This is a genomic window from Sulfuricurvum sp. (assembly GCF_023229695.1).
GTDB lineage: Bacteria > Campylobacterota > Campylobacteria > Campylobacterales > Sulfurimonadaceae > Sulfuricurvum.
Genome location: NZ_JALNYS010000001.1, coordinates 200,552 through 216,344, shown reverse-complemented (window position 1 = coordinate 216,344; position 15,793 = coordinate 200,552). Strand labels below are relative to the sequence as shown.

The following is a 15,793-nucleotide window of genomic DNA, read 5'->3' as shown; positions in this document are numbered from 1 at the left end:
GGGAATACGAGTGCTATTTTACAATCACAAACAAGAATTTATCGGAATTGATGAGGAAGGGCTAAAGCTTCTCAATTATACGTCAATGGGGAAACTGTTAGAAGTTTGCAGTGACGTTTCTGATTTGTTCGCCAATGAACCCGGTTATATTCACCGGTTTAAAAATTTCGGATGGATCGATTTTTTGCTTCATGCCGATTCGGATGCCACGTCGGCCATCGTTCACGGCAACGGGCGAACCTTTTCGTGTACTCTCAGTGTACAAAAACTGTTTTTAATTTCAGAACCTTCCCAAAACGGCTATATTGTCGAAATGACCCATATCAAATCACTCAGCGGTGATGAGATAAAACCCCATATTATCCCTTCTCCGACAGCGCAAAAAACTCCATTCGTCCCCCCTCTCGAAAAACCGATCCCTACCGAAGTGAGTGCTGAGCCTTTCGGGCTTCCTGATTATACCCATCTTACCCCTACGCCCCTCAGTGAACCGGGCACGCTTGATGTCCCCACCTTTAACGAGGAAGATTTTCAAGATGAAACGCACCATGATCTCGAACCGTTAGAAGATCTCTACACCAAATTAGCCCATACTCCGGAAGCAAAACCTGCAGAGAAAAAAACAGAACTGCCAACCGTTTCTAGAGAGACGGTTCAACCAACGGTTCAACCAAAAGCGACTGAAAGTTATTATACCCAAGCCGAGCAGGCATTTATCAATACGCTTAAAACAGACAAAGCCTATCGTTTCGATCCGCATATCGCGGCTAATGAATTGGGACTGCCGGTCGATTTGATCGAAGAGTTTATCGGTGATTTTATCCAACAATCGCATGAATTTAAAAGTGAGCTATTCGAATCGGCGCTTAAAGGGGATCTCAACAACCTTAAAATTCTTTCCCATAAACTCAAAGGAGTTGCCGCCAATCTACGTATTCAAGATGCATTTGAAACCCTTAGTGTCGTCAACACCTCCAATGAACCTCTCGAAATCGAAGCGAGTCTCAAATATTTTTACGCCATTATTGCCAAACTCGAAGGGAAAGAAGAAGCACTTCTCAGTGAAAAATCCATAGCTCAGGCACCAAAACCGTTTTCAGACGAAACCCCGTCATCTCCTTCGGAAGAACCGGACAATGACATTTATAATTTCAGTCTTAGAGATGATAATGAGACAATCAAAGAGAAAGAGTTCCTCGATCAATCTCATGACCTCTTTAAATCCCACGATGTTGAACCTCTTGACGAGAATCTCTTTAAATCCCACGATATTGAACCTCTCGACGAAGACCTCTTTAAATCCCGTGATGACGAACCTCTTGATGAGGACCTCTTCAAATCCCGTGATGACGAACCTCTTGATGAGGACCTCTTCAAATCCCGTGATGACGAACCTCTTGATGAGAAATCTTTCTCTACAAATGAACACGAAGTTCTAACAGAAGAACTTCATGAACCGTTAGCGGCACCGATCCCTTCCGTTCCGGAAGAATCGGAGATTGTCCTTCATTATGATATTATTGCTAATGCAGGTGCGCTGGGACTTGAAGTACCGTTTTTTCAGGAATTACTGGATGAGTATAAAATTGAAGCTGTTGTTTCTGCTGAAAAAATTGCCGGAGCAGTCAGTGCTTTTGATACCCATTTATGGAAACGGATCGCCGGAGAGCTCAAAGGGATCAGTGACAACCTCCGCTTGAATGAGATATCGGAGGAACTCGCTATTTTGTCTCGTACCAATGATGCCCAGGAAGCGCATAAAGCGTCTAAACGACTTATCGGCTTCATCGCGAAATTATAAGAGGAAACACCATGCAATTACGACTTATAAATCGACTCCGTCTGATCAGTCTCTTTCCGATTCTGATCTTATTTTCACTAGGAAGCTATTACGTTTACAGTTCGTATGTCAGTTATCAAGGGGCACAACTGCTCCAGACACGACTGGATGTCAACAAACAGCTCAATGACCTGATCAGTAATATCTCGCGCGAACGGGGAATGACGGTTATGTATATGGGGAGCGCGTCTTCCACGACACTGAAATCTCTCCATGCGCAACGTACTATCGTCGATCACAAAATTGCTGCGTATCAGAAACATCTTGCATCGCTTCAAAGCAACCATACAGCAGAGAGTCCCAAAGCCGCCGCCGTATCCGCATTGGTTACCAAACTTCAAAAAGGGATAGTAAAATATCGCCCTCTGGTCGACAACGGTACTGCCGATTTTGATAAAATATTTACCGATCTCTACGGAAAGTCACAAGAAGCGCTTATTAATGAACTCGCTGAGCTTGCGACACTCCATGTAGATGATGAAGTCAACTCCCTCTCCTCAACCTATCTCTCATTGGTGCGTGTTAATGAGTACAGCAGTATTGAACGCGATTACATTACGTATGTCCTCTCCCGTGCCACTCCCCTTTCGGAAAAAGAGTTAAATCAGTGGGTCTCCATTATTGCCAAAGCCGATGCCTTCAATCTTGAAGGGATCCGAAATAAGGAGATCCAGTCAAAATTCAGTACTACCCTTTTCAATGAAGATAATACCGAACTCTATCTGGATATCACCGCAGAACGTACCAGTATTTTGCAGGGGAGCCCGACCGGAACGTACCAAACGCAGTCGGGTATCTGGTTTGCAATGATTTCCGAGAAAATAGATGCAATCAATGAAGCAGAAAAAGTATTGATCGATGCAATGGATGAGCGGACATCGGTTATTCAACACGATTCGATCCAACTTCTGATCATTGCGATTGTTGCATGGATTCTTGGGGTATTACTGGCCATTTTAGGCTATTTGTTCTCTGCTGAAATTACTACCAATATTAAAAACCTTGAATTGGTTCTAAAGCGGGTTGCAACCAATACCCACGATAATGAAGCAGAGGCACTGAGTCAATCGATCAATCTTGATACGGCTGTCGGAACGGCGCAAGCCTACGCCTTGCTCGAACGTATTATTGAACAAACGCTTAACGATAAACAGTACGCGCTTGAAGCGTCTGAAGCCAAGTCGATGTTTCTGGCCAATATGTCTCACGAAATCCGGACACCGCTCAACGGTATCGTCGGATTCACCGAATTGCTCAAAGATACCGAACTGCACGATGAACAGCGTGAATTTATCGATATTATTGAAAAAAGTTCTGAAAATCTTCTCGAAATTATTAATAATATCCTTGACCTCTCTAAAATTGAGAGCAATAAACTTGAAATTGAAGAGATCGTCTTTAATCCGATGGATGAATTCGAAAGTGCGGTTGAAGTGTATGCGGTACGTGCTTCCGAAAAACACATCGACCTTGCCTGCTACGTTGATCCGAGTCTTGAGCGCCCACTCAAAGGGGACCCGACCAAGATTAAAGAAGTTATTATCAATCTACTCAGCAATGCGGTTAAATTTACGAATAGCGGCGGTTCGGTCAGCGTTGATATCCGCCGTGAAGCGTGCGATCGTCTCAATCATGCACGTGTCCGATTTCAGGTTAAAGACAACGGTATCGGAGTTACCAGTGAACAAAAATCCCGCATTTTTGATGCATTTTCCCAAGCCGACACATCGATTACCCGTAAATACGGCGGTACCGGTCTTGGTCTAACCATTTCCAGCCGATTTGTTGAATTGATGGGGTCTAAACTTGATCTTGAGAGTGAACCGGGAAGCGGAACCACTTTCTTCTTCACCCTTGAATTTGAAGAGATTGAGACCCTTAATGAATCGCTTAAATCCTCTTTTTCCAATATCAATGCCGTTATCTTAGAAAGCAACTCGAAGAAAAAACTCCAAACCACCTATTTAAAAGAGTATCTGGACTATTTCGGCGTCAGCTACACCACCTTTCATGAACTTAGCGAACTTAAAATTTTAGAACGGCAAGTCAATTATGACCTCCTCTTTATTGACAACGACTATACGGTTGATGAAGATTTAGTGGATTATGCTTCGTCACAAGAGCAACTTGTCCTCATTACCAAATCATACTACATGAAAAAAATCGATTCGATGGGAATCGATATTTTCAAGGTTCTTTATGAGCCTCTCAACAGCTCTAAAATTCGTACGACACTCGAATCGTATGAGGCTGAAGCCTTTAGCAACCGTAAACAAAAAGCGACCCGACGTAAAAAATTCGATGAAAAGAACTCCCGTTTTGCCGCTTCGGCTCTGGTTGCCGAAGACAATATTATTAACCAAAAACTGATTCGCCGTACCCTAGAAGATCTTGGATTTGAGATTACCATCGCCAATAACGGCCTCGAAGCGTTCGAAAAACGGAAAAACGGCAATTATGATATTATCTTTATGGATATCCAGATGCCGGTACTCGATGGTATCGAAGCGACGCAGGAGATACTTGACTTTGAGGAAGACTACGATCAACACCATATTCCGATCATCGCATTAACGGCGAATGCACTGAAAGGGGACCGTGAACGTTTCATGGCCGCCGGAATGGATGAATACACGACAAAACCGCTAGTCCGTTCTGAGATTATCTCACTGCTTAATAATTTTCTAGCCCATAAAATTATCGATATAAAAGCCATTCCAAAAAGTGCTCAAGAGCTGAATGCTCCTGCCGAAAGTGAAGAAGAGGCTGTGATCGAATCGGAAACTATTTCGAGTGAGACGATTGCGGAAGAGAGCGGGATCAATGAAATTTTGCTGACTTCAATAGAAGCTGTAGAACCTGAAAATCACCCTAGTCCGGAGAGTCCTGCCGCAGAGCCTGCTGTTCTTGACGTACCACGCCCTTCGGCCTATGATGCTGATATCGTTATTGCCAAGAACAATACGATAGAGATGAAACTTTTTTCAAAAATTCTGGATGACTTGGGATATACTTATAAAAGTGTCAACAGTGCCGAGAAACTTATCGACGAAATTACCCATAGACGTTATAAGCTTGCACTCTTTGATAAAACGTTAAATGAACTCAATCTAAAAGATTTGTATGATATAATTAAAGCTAACAATAGCGATATATCTCTTGTCATGCTGATTGATCCAAGTGTAAAAGCCGAGGCGGATGATGCGCTCTACGTACATGAGATTATCAAGAATCTTGTCAACAAAGATCTTTTACGTCTAGTATTTGAAAAATTTATCTAAAATAGGAACAACACAATGGGCGATAAAAAACTAAAAGTACTTGCTGTTGATGACGATATGATTAATCTCAAGCTTTTAAAAACCATGCTGATGAAAGCGCCTAATGTCTCGCAAGTTGTCGAGGCAAAAAACGGTGCGGACGCAATAGGGGTTTTAAAAAGTCAGGATGATATTGATATCATTTTGCTTGATATCATTATGCCGGTGATGGGTGGGATTGAAATGCTAAAAGTGATACGTGCCGATGAATCGCTTCGTCAGCTCCCGGTCATTATCCTGACTACCGATGAAACCAAAAAAACCGAAGCGTTAGAGTGCGGTGCAAACGGTTTTCTGATGAAACCGGTTCGCGAGAAAGATGTCCTCTCCAAAATTGCCCAGCTCGCCCTCTAAATTCTCCTCAGATAGAGTTTCTTAGCTCTATCTACCTTTTAACTGATGTTACGCGCTTTTCGCTCATAGCCCATCAAGTGGCAGGGACGGCCCAGCCCCGGCACTTCGTGTATCGGCTCCTAAGCTAAAAAAGCCAAGCAATTGGCTTTTTTGACGCTTTTCACCCATACAATCCCCTGAAGCTACCCGCATCTTCCGGATGCGGGAGATTACTGACCTATTTCGCCCCTTTTGAAAAAGATGCGTAAGGTCAGCTTTTAATTGAGTCTTTTCCTTCCCCGGTTCGGTTTTGTTTCACCCTTATACCGTCTATCTTTAACTGTCTATACGCATTTTGTCATCCCGTACTTGATACGGGATCCATCTCTTGCATTGGATTTTGTGTCGTAGCACAAAATGACGAGAGTATGCCTAGTTAATAAAGTTTGGTATTAATCTTTGAATATTCCCTCCCCTATAACTTTTGCCAGGTACGCTTGTGAACACGGATCGGTTCGGTACTGATATTACGGTCGGTTACTGCGGTATCGATTAACATTGTCGTCTCTTTGAGCGTATTAACCGCCAAAACATTAACACACGCAGCCGGTGCCGTACCTCTAAATGAATAGCGAATGGTCACATTGGCATCGAACATAGCATGTCCGGTTGCATCGTTTACGGTAATATTGATATTTTCGAGACAATTGCCTCCGCTTGTATCAAATCCCTGTGCCCGCATCACGGCAAATTCGGTGGCGCTTTCATTTAAAAGCTCAGCTTGAGCACGGAGATAATTGTCGCTGACCGACTTGCTCGCCACCGATGCATTGCTCAACAATAGAGCACCCCCACCTGCCACCAACACAACGACAAAAATCGCCAGTATCATTGCAAAACCGCGACGTTTAATACCGTACATGGACACTCCTTTCACGGCATATCTGTTGAGAAGCACTCACCGATTCACTTAAATTGGCATCTATCCCCGTCATACAAATTTTGAGCTTCCATATCATCCCGCGATCGTTGATATTTGCATTATTCTGAAAATCCTGTGCATTGTAATGGATGCTGAAGTGGGCCACATTCTGTCCCAGAAGATTTTGACGTGTTGTCGTATCAGTGTACGTTTCTCCTAACCACGGACGAAAATTGCTGTACATCTTAAAATCACCGTTATCCAAAACACGAAAGGCATAAGCGGTCCGCATTAAGTATTTTTGTTTTCCATCCGTTGCAATATTGCCCGCGACCAACGGAAGCGTTGTCGCGGTCGGAGCACCCGTAATCCTATGATACCCCTCTGTTCCTCCCCCGTTCCAGTTAAAGCGAGTACAGGCATTGACGTTCATACTGTCGGCATCATAAACTGCCGAATTATTCAAATCGGATGTCGGATAGAGCGCGGTAATAATCGTATCGGCTGCCGTATAGTCTGCATCAGGTGCACTTAAAATGTTATTGTTCTGGAGCAATGTATCTTCACTCCATCCTGGCTGCCCGTTGATTCCCCGGAGACTGTCATTATCCACGGCAACAAACGCAACGGTAAAATCACCGTTATTGGTCCCCGGTGTCCCGTAACACGTATTTGAATTGGTTTCATCCAGATTGACAATGGATGCGTTGATGGCTGTTTCAAAATATTTTGAGAGCTGTTCGAGTATGTGATCGGCATCGGCAACCTGTTTGGTATACTCATGAGTGCGAAAAATATTCTCATAATATTGACGGACGGTGTCAAGAGCGAATCCACCGACTACCCCCATGATCACAATCACAAAAAGCAATTCAATCATCGTAAAACCGTTTCGGCGTATGGAGGTTTTCATTAATTGCCTTTATTGGATTTAAAAAATGTCAACACCATATCCGTTTGAGTATCGGGATCACTGAAGCGGGTTACGACACGTTTGAGATGAGTCGCCGCCACGGATGGAGAAGGCTCCATAGCAGTTGATGACCCCAATACCCACGTTGCGGTTGCCGTATTACCGCTAACGCTTACGGTGGAGGGGACATAGCTTACCGCATAACTGGCCGTAATGGTATAACTCTCTGCGCTCGTAGTGTTGATCTCAAGATTTTCACTCCCGCCGTTTAAACGTTCAATTCCGCGAGAAAGGTTTCCGTCCGGATAGGATGACAATATTGCCGAAGGCGTTCGGTTCTGATCATCACACTGCACCGTGGAGTCGGCATTGACTCGGTACCACACGTTCCCGCTTCCGCGTGAAGTACAGTTCAAATCACCGGGAATCCAGAGCGGACCCGAACCGGAGGCGCTGTAATTTCCATCCCATCGCGCCTGTGATTTGTCCATAACCCACCCCGAGAGGCGGGACATAACATCCTCATCGATGACGCTCCCCTTGCTCGATTGGGCCGCCACCGCCATCATGGAGGGGATGGAGAGGAGGCTGATCGCAATGACGACAATCGCGAAAATCAATTCGATCATGGCCATAGCCGAACGCATAACGACTCGCTTCATCGGATAGCCGGAGCATAATCGCTGGTACTTTTCCAGCTCCCGTTGCTGCCGCTCTGCGTTGAGGATTTACTGCTTTTAGTCGATTCCAAACCGCTTTTTGCACTGCCGCTGGTACCGACCACCGGAGAGACAGAGATATTAAAACACGGGTGCGTTAAACAATTTTGATTTCCGGTAGGATCGACATAGGGGGAAGCATTTACACCATACCACAGCCATGGGGAGGTACTCATATGGGCTTTGTATCCGCCGATCGCATAATGGGTAAAGTTATAGGTTTCGATACCGCCAACCGATGCTCCATTGGTCGGAAGGGCACCGTAATTTTCCACTACAGAAACCGTTGCGTTACCATCGCTAGTATCGCTGTGCAAACTATTCACAAACCAGAGAGGATCATTTCGACTCGGAGACAAAGCAGTCCCTCCCAATGTTTGGGCATCAAACACTTCATACCATCCATTTACGCTAAAGGGAACCGTATCTCCGAAGACTCTGACATCGCGGGGGATGAAACGGCCGTATACGAAAGAAGCCGTATTAGGCGGATTGATCGCTGCATTAACCTCATCAATGGTATTTACATCGATATTGGTAATGTCAACATTAAAAGGGGAAAGCTGTTTGGTTTCATTCCGGTCAAAATTGATTTTTACATGCAATTGAGCGGAACCATTATGGTCTGTCGAAAAAACTGCCGGAGTCAGACTGGTCAGATTTAAATCCGTCCCAATATTTTTGCTTGAATCGCCGATCACCGTTGAATCAAAACCGTATTGATACCATGCGCTCGTCAAATTATCTATAAATAGTGGGGTATAGGTTATCTTAATATCCTTTGCTTTCGCATAACATAATGAATTATAATACGTTGCATCATGATTCAAAGCCGTTTTAGCCGTAATGTTCAAATCAAGCAACGCACTCATATTATAATCATTGCCCGGGATTTTAGGATTGGAGAGGTAGGTGAATTTTTCATTATTGAAATTTCGAAAATTGGCAGTAAGATCGAAATGGTGGGGAACAAATCTCACCTGTTTCACCCCTTTTATTAAACATCCGACCGGCGTTGTCGTCCAATCATCCGAACCAAGAATACATCCACCGTTTGCCTGATCCGTTTCGGTCCAGTTACCATCTAAAACGGTTACATCGATATCCATAACATTATCATATACAAAATTTGACGATGATGCTTGACCACTTGTAAAAGTAAGGGATAGTGATTCTGAACCGTTTGCTGGACACGTTATCATTGTGGGTGCAAGTGTTTTAAGAACACTCGTGTTGGGCAAAGTTCCAAGCACAGTATCATAATTTCCTACCGGATTTGTCGATGTCATTGAGGTTGTATTCACATCCAAACGATACGTCTGTCCAGCAACAAGAAGCGGCGTCGTTGAATTGGTTTCAACAATAAAATTTTTAGGTCGAATTGAAAAAGTATCTGAAAATGATTTTGCCGAGATGGTATCATTATGTTTTCCAACAATAAACTGCATCGTTTTGGCAGCGCTTGCGTAATTCACATCAAAACAGGTTGTTGCACTGCCCGATGGGATCATAAGATTGGAAACAAGTTGCTGATTGTAACCGGTGTAATTGGTAAGATTTACATCCACTGCAACACTGCTCGTTAGTGGAAGAGCACTCTCATTGGCACTGGTTCCGGCCAACACGCAAAAGCGTTTATTGATTAAGGGTGCCACTTGCGTTTTAATCAGTTTTTTGGGCCATTTTACGCTCCAGGAGGCCGTTGAACTATCTTCGGTTACACGAAATGCCCCGGATAGAGATGGTACATAAGGGCTACAGTTTCCGTTAACCGTCAAATCATCAATTTCGTGAATATTATTAGATCCACCGGTTGAGCCGGTAAAAGCAAGGCGCACATACGTCGGGCTTGCCCCCTGAGACGCGATAGCATCAAATTTATCGATCACAAATTGATATCCGTTCCCTGTCCCTGTATCGCGCTCTAGTGAGATATAAAGATGTGCAGGATCACGCGCATCCACCGTCATACGAAACTTATCCCCAGGCTTAGGGGTACTTCCAGCCGTATCGATCGACGGAGTCATCGTAGTAGTTCCTGCCAAATAGGTATAGCCTGTTTGATTACTCCCTTTCCCGCGAATCGCTACAGCATCTGAAATGAATCCCGTCCCACCTAAACGTCCTTCAGTAGGACTTGAATAATTCCCATATTCGTCAATCCCTAATCCAAGCCATCCCCCTTGAAATCCCGGGCATCCGCCCGATACCGTACAATCGCTTCCTGGATTGCTTTTTTGTGCATATCCCAGAGATCCGCCGAAAGCTCCAACCGTCGGTGTTGCACCAACCGCTGAATCATACAAAACAAGTGCAATACCGTCTGCTCCGTCACCTGCGTAAGCATAGTGGGTAAATTCAGCAATAATGAGATTTTGAGATGCACTGAATTCATAATCTTTTGTAATTGCTGTTGCTCTATTACCTACGGCATCTGTCAGTTGCATTCTGTTATTCACATAACCGGGTGTATAACTTCCACTGCTTTTGAGTACACGCCAATTATTTGCTGTTGCTGTTCCGCTATTAAAATCATCCTTATAACACAACGGTGCTGTTGTTTGTGCAAGAATGGTTACCGTCGCAGGGGTAATCCCCAGCAATGTACCGGAAGGCTGCGGATTACTCAAAACAACCTGAAACGTCTCATCCAGTTCAATCGGCTGATCATGGATAATGTACATCGGCACGGTTACACTCGTTTGTCCGCGCGGAATAGTCACCGTCGCACTTTGTGCAATATAGTCCTGTCCTGCAATTGCTGTACCGTTTTGTGTATCATACGCTACGGTGACATCATAAGCAGCCGCTTTGGATAATCGAATCGTCATCAATATCGTACTGGTTGATTCAAACGGCAAATTGATATCTTCACTCGTTTGATAATCTGCCGTATCGAATCCGACGGTAACTGCTGCTGCACATACCTGACCACCAAGACGGTCGGCTCTATCGGCATCATAGGTTACGCTATAATTTTGACCGCTGAATGTAAGTGTCCCCTCTGCCGTGATCCCACCCTTAAGACTAGCAGCATTAGCATTATTACTATTGGTGTAATTACCCTTAACGTAATAAAATCCCTGCCATGTCGCATTTCCTCCACCTTGATTGGACGTAGTCATATCACCGCCCGTATACATAAAAAAGGTAGAGGCCGTCGTTACATAGGCAATATCAACGTTGTTGCCGGGATTGGTAAAATCTCCCTGAATAAAAATTCGGACATCCCCATTGATCTTTATGTTGTTTTTGTTATTTCCATTTCCCGAAATCGTCCATGACTTAATATAATAATCCCCTTCATTGAAGGTCATCGTATCTACATTAACATTATTCATATCCCCGATCAACATTACTTTACGCGAATCATTACTGTAGCTTGTCGACGGATTAAACGTAATCGTTCCCGAAAGATTCAGATTAGGCTGATTTAAATCGCTCAACGTATTGGTCCCGGTCAGGCTCACCGTATCCGTTCGATTCGTGATGTAAAGTGGAGCCGTATACATCGAGGTTGGATTGACACGAGCGCAATCACATCCTGTGCCTGGTGTTCCATCATGGCATCCTGTACGGGGATTATTACCGACATGTGCATCGGTCCATGCTCCGGTTGGATATGAAATACTACAACTGTTATAAATTCCGTTATTTTGTGTTGTAAGATGACTAAACGTTGTCAACGGAGTGGGAAAAAGGTTACACATACTATCAGCTGGGAGTTCGGGAACCGTCCCTGTCGCCGCAGAAGTTATTGTCAGGATAAAAGGATCGGCATTCGACGTACCGTCTTTATCGGTCGCCGTCGCCGTAAAACTGAATGTTCCTGTTTGTGTTGGTGTACCGCTGAGGGTACCGGTAGATGTGTTAAAACTGAGCCCTGTCGGCAAGGTTCCGTTCAGAGCGTACGACAAGATCGAATCGTTTTCCGTACGTGTAACATTTCCGCTGATATTCAGCGTAAAAGGGGTATTTTTGATGCCATTTTGATCGGGAATATTCCCCATCACCGGTGGAGAACCGGCTATCACGGTAACCGACGCACTGTTATTGGCACTGTTGCTTTCACTCACACTGTTGGCTGATTCGATGGTAGCAGTATTTACAATCGTACCCGATGAAACGACATTGGCTACAATCGTGACAGTTACCTGTGCGGATGAAGCAAAATCCTGCGTTCCGGTACACGTCACCGTCTGACCGCTGTTGGTACAGTTAAATGAATTTCCCTGATCGTCACTGTCCGATACCCATGTCAAACCTGCCGGTAATGTGTCGGTAATGGTTATGTCCGACGTTGTCGGCCCGTTATTTCTCCCTATAATCGTAAACGTTACGTTTTCTCCCACCAGCGGCGTCGCATTATTAACAGCTTTGGTGATTGAAAGATCCGTTAAAACAAGATCATCATTGCGTATGGTGACAGTTTGAGGAGGGGATGGCAACGTAAAATTTTGCTTATCTGTATTATTCTCAACAACGTTAACAAAAAAAGTTTCGTCCGATTCCACCGCACTGTCACCATTTATCGTTATTGTAAACGTTTTACTTTTAGTAGTTGTATTTTTATTGAATGTAAAATCAGAATCCAATTTCTCGTAATCGTTATCATTCGTTCTTGCGGTGTCGTCAGACGTTTTAATCGTCAATTTTAAGTCATCATTATTAGGGGCCACATCAATACTCACCTCACAGCTAACCAACTGTGTACCCGCATGCCTCTCATCGAGACTGGAAGGGGTACAACTTAACGAAATAACTGGGGTATTGCTTGTCCATGAGGCAGGTGGACCTCCCCACCCCGACACGGCAAATATCATTACCACTCCAAAAGCGGCAAACATCCGTGAAAGCGTTTTATAGAGACTGGATTGCCGCGCTATACTCGCACTAACGGGTTGTATCGATTGCCGCGTCATTTCGCTTCCGGTAATAACGGGAATTTTTACGGTTTTCATCTTATCCTCCTTGGGATTTTTTATAAGTTCCACTCATTTTCGCTAAAAATACCGAGTATCTCAATCCGATCTTTAGCCGTATTGATCCGATAAGGGATCACATATCCGTTAGCAACCAACTCTCTGAGATCGTTATCTTTTGATCTGGACGATTGTCGGCATTTGTAGGGAAAATGAGGTAAATTCATCATTTGATTATTCAAATCACTGCTGAACTGTTCGGCTCTTTTAAAAGAATTTTGAGCGATAAAGTCGATAATCATCTCTAACTCCGCAAAGAACCGGTCTGTTTTATCCACTTGCATATTTCAGCCTCATTCTCTCCATCATCCGATCCATCCCCTCTTTGAACGGAGTCAATGGCATCGTCCCCTCATCAATCTCTTGGATTCGCCTTTTAAGCTCCTGTGCCAATGGATCATTTTCGAGATCAATCTTTTGAGATTGCTCATCACTTTTCAATGGCTCTATCGTGACAACATCTTTGAGTTGTTCCAAAAACCACATCACTTTTTCGACTGCTGAATCTTCGATTTTTAATGTCAATGTTTTCATCTGATCCTCCTCGGGATTCAAAGTCCAGATCAAGCAATGAGAGAATTTTTTTTACTATCTCTATCGCTTTTTGCGACTCTTTTAATGTAGGTTGTCCACCCGGTAACAATCCAAAACTTGCCGGATAACGTGACTCGATATAAACACTGTCAATGTATAGCAGATCATCCACATCCATAGGCTGATCGATTACGTCCGCTATCAATTCGTACAGTTTTTTGGTATTGTGTATCCGAGGCACATCTGCTCCGCTGGCTTCCATAATCCCCTTAAAAAGCTTCTCTATGCATTGCTGGGAATGAAACAATACGATATTGGTCAAATACTCATCACCGTCAAGCTTTTTAAGCGTATAATAGTCCCGTTTGGCAAATTCAATCCACTCGTTATGCAGCGGTTTCAAGCAAAACCCCCTTTGCATTGATTTCCCGGACAAATGAATGACCGCTTTCTTGCAGATCTTCCCACTCTTTTTTTGTATACGCCAACACGTCGATCGGCAAGCCGATCTCGTCCAGTCGTTTGGCAATCTGCATTTTGATATCGATCCGTTCCGAAAAACTTTTGTAGGTCTCTTCGTTATTGATAAACAAAAGATCAATGTCACTCTCTTCATCCGGCTCACCGTACGCATACGATCCAAATAAAATAAGTTTATACGGACGAAGCGGCATTAATCTGGCAACGATCTCTTTTTGGAGTTGTTCGTCCATTGGTATATTTTTCATCTGATCCTCCTCGGGATTTTCAATACACATCGTCGTGTGTTCCGATATTGAATAAAACGATTTCATCGTCTACAATTTTCAGAATCAAAACGATTCGATATTCATACGTCAAACTGACCGCATGATACTCAGACAAATTACCTTTCAATTGATGCGATTTTAACGATGGCTCAAAAATATCAAAAGAAAGTTTCTCTAAAACATCCCCATACTTATCGACTAAATCAGGATGTTTTTTGAAAAACTTTGTCTCTTTTGACGCATACCGCTCGGTTTTACGCAATTTCACGTTTCAATTCCGCAATATAACCATCGATATCACCGATTTCGATGGTTTCAAGCTTGCCCATTTTGTAAAGTTCTAAGTCTTCCAGAAGTTCGCTTTCCATTAGCGAGTTATCCTCTTTTGGTTGAACTTCAAACTTTTTGATCAAATCGCTTTTTAATGAATTTATAATCGTCATCACTTGTTCAAACTTGCTGTCTTCGATCTCTAGCAGAACGGTTTTCATCTGATCCTCCTCGGGATTTTAGTGCACGCACAATCAGGGCTCGGTAGAAAATGTCCGTATCCCCAACTTTACTTATCCGATACTATCGGTAAAAACGCCCCTTTTCTAAAACCGATTAGTGGAGCACGCCAGTGCGAAGATTGTAATCCCAACTACATTAAAATGCGTTTAACCGGTATTTATAATTGTTTTTTATTTTGCTAACGGATTTTACGCACCTTGTCTAAACAAGTGCGAAAAGGTTAGTAATCTCCCGTATCCGAAAGATACGGGAAGCTTTAGGGGGTTGTAGGGACTTCAGTCCCTGCCACTTTCCGGGCTATGCGCGAAAAGTGCGTAACATCAGTTGTTAAAAAAAATATCACCGTTTCGTAATCCTGTGCTATAATCAAATTTCAACCCAAAACAAGGTGGACCTTATGAATATCTCTCTCGTCGGACGTCACATCGAACTCAGTGACGCAATCAAAGACCATTTAATGCATTCTATTGATACTCTCAGCAAATTCAATCTCGACATTATCAGCGTCAATGCCGTCGCTGCGATGAACGAACGAAAAAAAGGGGTTTTGATCGAGTTTACGATCACTATCGCCGGTAAAAATACGATTGTGATTACCCAGCGCGACGACGATATGTATGCCGCGATCGACATTGCGATCGACCGTGCCCAAAAAGCGCTTCGACGGCTGCATGACCGCCAAAGCGATCATAACCATACCGGAATCAACGAGGCTAAAATCGCTGCCGCTTCCACGGTAGACCTCCATGCCGTCGGTGAAGCGCAAGAAGATGAGATCGTTCCGACCGAACTGGAGCTCTACAAACCTCAAGAGGTTGCCGAGGTACTCGAAAAACTCAAAGAGAGTTCCAAGGTTTTCGAGGTCTTTATCGATAACGACGGTAAAATGCGCGTCTTGTTCAAACGTAATGACGGGCGGTTCGGGCTTTATTAACTATTGTTACGCATCTTTCGGATACGGGAGATTA

The 15,793-nt window shown here is 43.8% G+C and carries 14 protein-coding genes; 4 read left to right on the top strand and 10 right to left on the bottom strand.

Going from position 1 to position 15,793, the window contains the following annotated elements:
- The first annotated feature begins 10 nt into the window (after positions 1-10).
- From M0P91_RS01150 to M0P91_RS01140, 3 genes are read left to right on the top strand one after another with little or no spacing between them, the layout of a single operon-like run.
- Complete coding sequence (locus tag M0P91_RS01150) at positions 11-1,801, top strand: hypothetical protein (protein ID WP_295063289.1); 1,791 nt, start codon at positions 11-13, stop codon at positions 1,799-1,801.
- An 11-nt stretch (positions 1,802-1,812) separates the two neighbouring features.
- A complete protein-coding gene (locus tag M0P91_RS01145) occupies positions 1,813-5,121 on the top strand; it encodes an ATP-binding protein (RefSeq protein WP_295063287.1) in 3,309 nt (1,102 codons plus the stop codon).
- A 15-nt stretch (positions 5,122-5,136) separates the two neighbouring features.
- A complete protein-coding gene (locus tag M0P91_RS01140) occupies positions 5,137-5,514 on the top strand; it encodes a response regulator (RefSeq protein ID WP_295063285.1) in 378 nt (125 codons plus the stop codon).
- 454 nt (positions 5,515-5,968) lie between these two features.
- Here the strand turns inward: M0P91_RS01140 and M0P91_RS01135 are convergent, their stop codons facing one another.
- The 10 genes from M0P91_RS01135 to M0P91_RS01090 are packed head-to-tail and all read right to left on the bottom strand — an operon-like array spanning position 5,969 to position 14,803.
- Positions 5,969-6,415 carry a type II secretion system protein gene (locus M0P91_RS01135; RefSeq protein ID WP_295063282.1) on the bottom strand — a complete coding sequence of 149 codons (447 nt, stop codon included), beginning with the start codon at positions 6,413-6,415 and terminating at the stop codon, positions 5,969-5,971.
- Entirely contained in the window at positions 6,402-7,328 is a 927-nt protein-coding gene (locus M0P91_RS01130; protein ID WP_295063279.1) for a type II secretion system protein, read from the bottom strand. The genes M0P91_RS01135 and M0P91_RS01130 overlap by 14 nt, the downstream gene beginning before the upstream one ends.
- Positions 7,328-7,990, bottom strand: a complete 663-nt coding sequence (locus M0P91_RS01125) for a hypothetical protein (protein WP_295063276.1) — start codon at positions 7,988-7,990, stop codon at positions 7,328-7,330. The genes M0P91_RS01130 and M0P91_RS01125 overlap by 1 nt, the downstream gene beginning before the upstream one ends.
- Positions 7,987-13,008, bottom strand: coding sequence for a Calx-beta domain-containing protein (locus tag M0P91_RS01120; protein WP_295063273.1), 5,022 nt, complete (start codon positions 13,006-13,008; stop codon positions 7,987-7,989). Before M0P91_RS01120 ends, M0P91_RS01125 begins: the two co-directional genes overlap by 4 nt.
- Before the next feature lie 20 nt (positions 13,009-13,028).
- Positions 13,029-13,313: a type II toxin-antitoxin system RelE/ParE family toxin gene (locus M0P91_RS01115; protein ID WP_295063270.1), complete on the bottom strand. Its 285-nt coding sequence runs from the start codon at positions 13,311-13,313 to the stop codon at positions 13,029-13,031.
- The gene (locus M0P91_RS01110) at positions 13,300-13,470 is read right to left on the bottom strand and encodes a hypothetical protein (RefSeq protein WP_295063268.1); all 171 of its coding nucleotides are present in this window, start codon (positions 13,468-13,470) and stop codon (positions 13,300-13,302) included. The genes M0P91_RS01115 and M0P91_RS01110 overlap by 14 nt, the downstream gene beginning before the upstream one ends.
- On the bottom strand, positions 13,460-13,966 hold the full coding sequence (locus M0P91_RS01105; protein WP_295063265.1) for a HEPN domain-containing protein: 507 nt from the start codon (positions 13,964-13,966) through the stop codon (positions 13,460-13,462). Before M0P91_RS01105 ends, M0P91_RS01110 begins: the two co-directional genes overlap by 11 nt.
- On the bottom strand, positions 13,950-14,291 hold the full coding sequence (locus M0P91_RS01100; RefSeq protein ID WP_295063262.1) for a nucleotidyltransferase domain-containing protein: 342 nt from the start codon (positions 14,289-14,291) through the stop codon (positions 13,950-13,952). Before M0P91_RS01100 ends, M0P91_RS01105 begins: the two co-directional genes overlap by 17 nt.
- Before the next feature lie 19 nt (positions 14,292-14,310).
- Entirely contained in the window at positions 14,311-14,580 is a 270-nt protein-coding gene (locus M0P91_RS01095; protein ID WP_295063260.1) for a type II toxin-antitoxin system YafQ family toxin, read from the bottom strand.
- Positions 14,567-14,803 (bottom strand): hypothetical protein, encoded by a 237-nt coding sequence (locus tag M0P91_RS01090; protein ID WP_295063257.1) that lies wholly within the window; start codon positions 14,801-14,803, stop codon positions 14,567-14,569. The genes M0P91_RS01095 and M0P91_RS01090 overlap by 14 nt, the downstream gene beginning before the upstream one ends.
- Positions 14,804-15,222: 419 nt before the next feature.
- Between M0P91_RS01090 and raiA the strand changes: the two genes are divergently transcribed.
- Positions 15,223-15,759, top strand: a complete 537-nt coding sequence (raiA, locus tag M0P91_RS01085; protein ID WP_295063254.1) for a ribosome-associated translation inhibitor RaiA — start codon at positions 15,223-15,225, stop codon at positions 15,757-15,759.
- Positions 15,760-15,793 lie beyond the last annotated feature (34 nt).

What these genes read in the sequence shown, in the direction of transcription:
- M0P91_RS01120 (WP_295063273.1), bottom strand. Translation starts at nt 13,008, where the DNA reads ATGAAAACCGTAAAAATTCCCGTTATTACCGGAAGCGAAATGACGCGG.
- M0P91_RS01145 (WP_295063287.1), top strand. Translation starts at nt 1,813, where the DNA reads ATGCAATTACGACTTATAAATCGACTCCGTCTGATCAGTCTCTTTCCG.
- raiA (WP_295063254.1), top strand. Translation starts at nt 15,223, where the DNA reads ATGAATATCTCTCTCGTCGGACGTCACATCGAACTCAGTGACGCAATC.
- M0P91_RS01115 (WP_295063270.1), bottom strand. Translation starts at nt 13,313, where the DNA reads ATGCAAGTGGATAAAACAGACCGGTTCTTTGCGGAGTTAGAGATGATT.
- M0P91_RS01130 (WP_295063279.1), bottom strand. Translation starts at nt 7,328, where the DNA reads ATGAAAACCTCCATACGCCGAAACGGTTTTACGATGATTGAATTGCTT.
- M0P91_RS01125 (WP_295063276.1), bottom strand. Translation starts at nt 7,990, where the DNA reads ATGAAGCGAGTCGTTATGCGTTCGGCTATGGCCATGATCGAATTGATT.
- M0P91_RS01100 (WP_295063262.1), bottom strand. Translation starts at nt 14,291, where the DNA reads ATGAAAAATATACCAATGGACGAACAACTCCAAAAAGAGATCGTTGCC.
- M0P91_RS01140 (WP_295063285.1), top strand. Translation starts at nt 5,137, where the DNA reads ATGGGCGATAAAAAACTAAAAGTACTTGCTGTTGATGACGATATGATT.
- M0P91_RS01090 (WP_295063257.1), bottom strand. Translation starts at nt 14,803, where the DNA reads ATGAAAACCGTTCTGCTAGAGATCGAAGACAGCAAGTTTGAACAAGTG.
- M0P91_RS01135 (WP_295063282.1), bottom strand. Translation starts at nt 6,415, where the DNA reads ATGTACGGTATTAAACGTCGCGGTTTTGCAATGATACTGGCGATTTTT.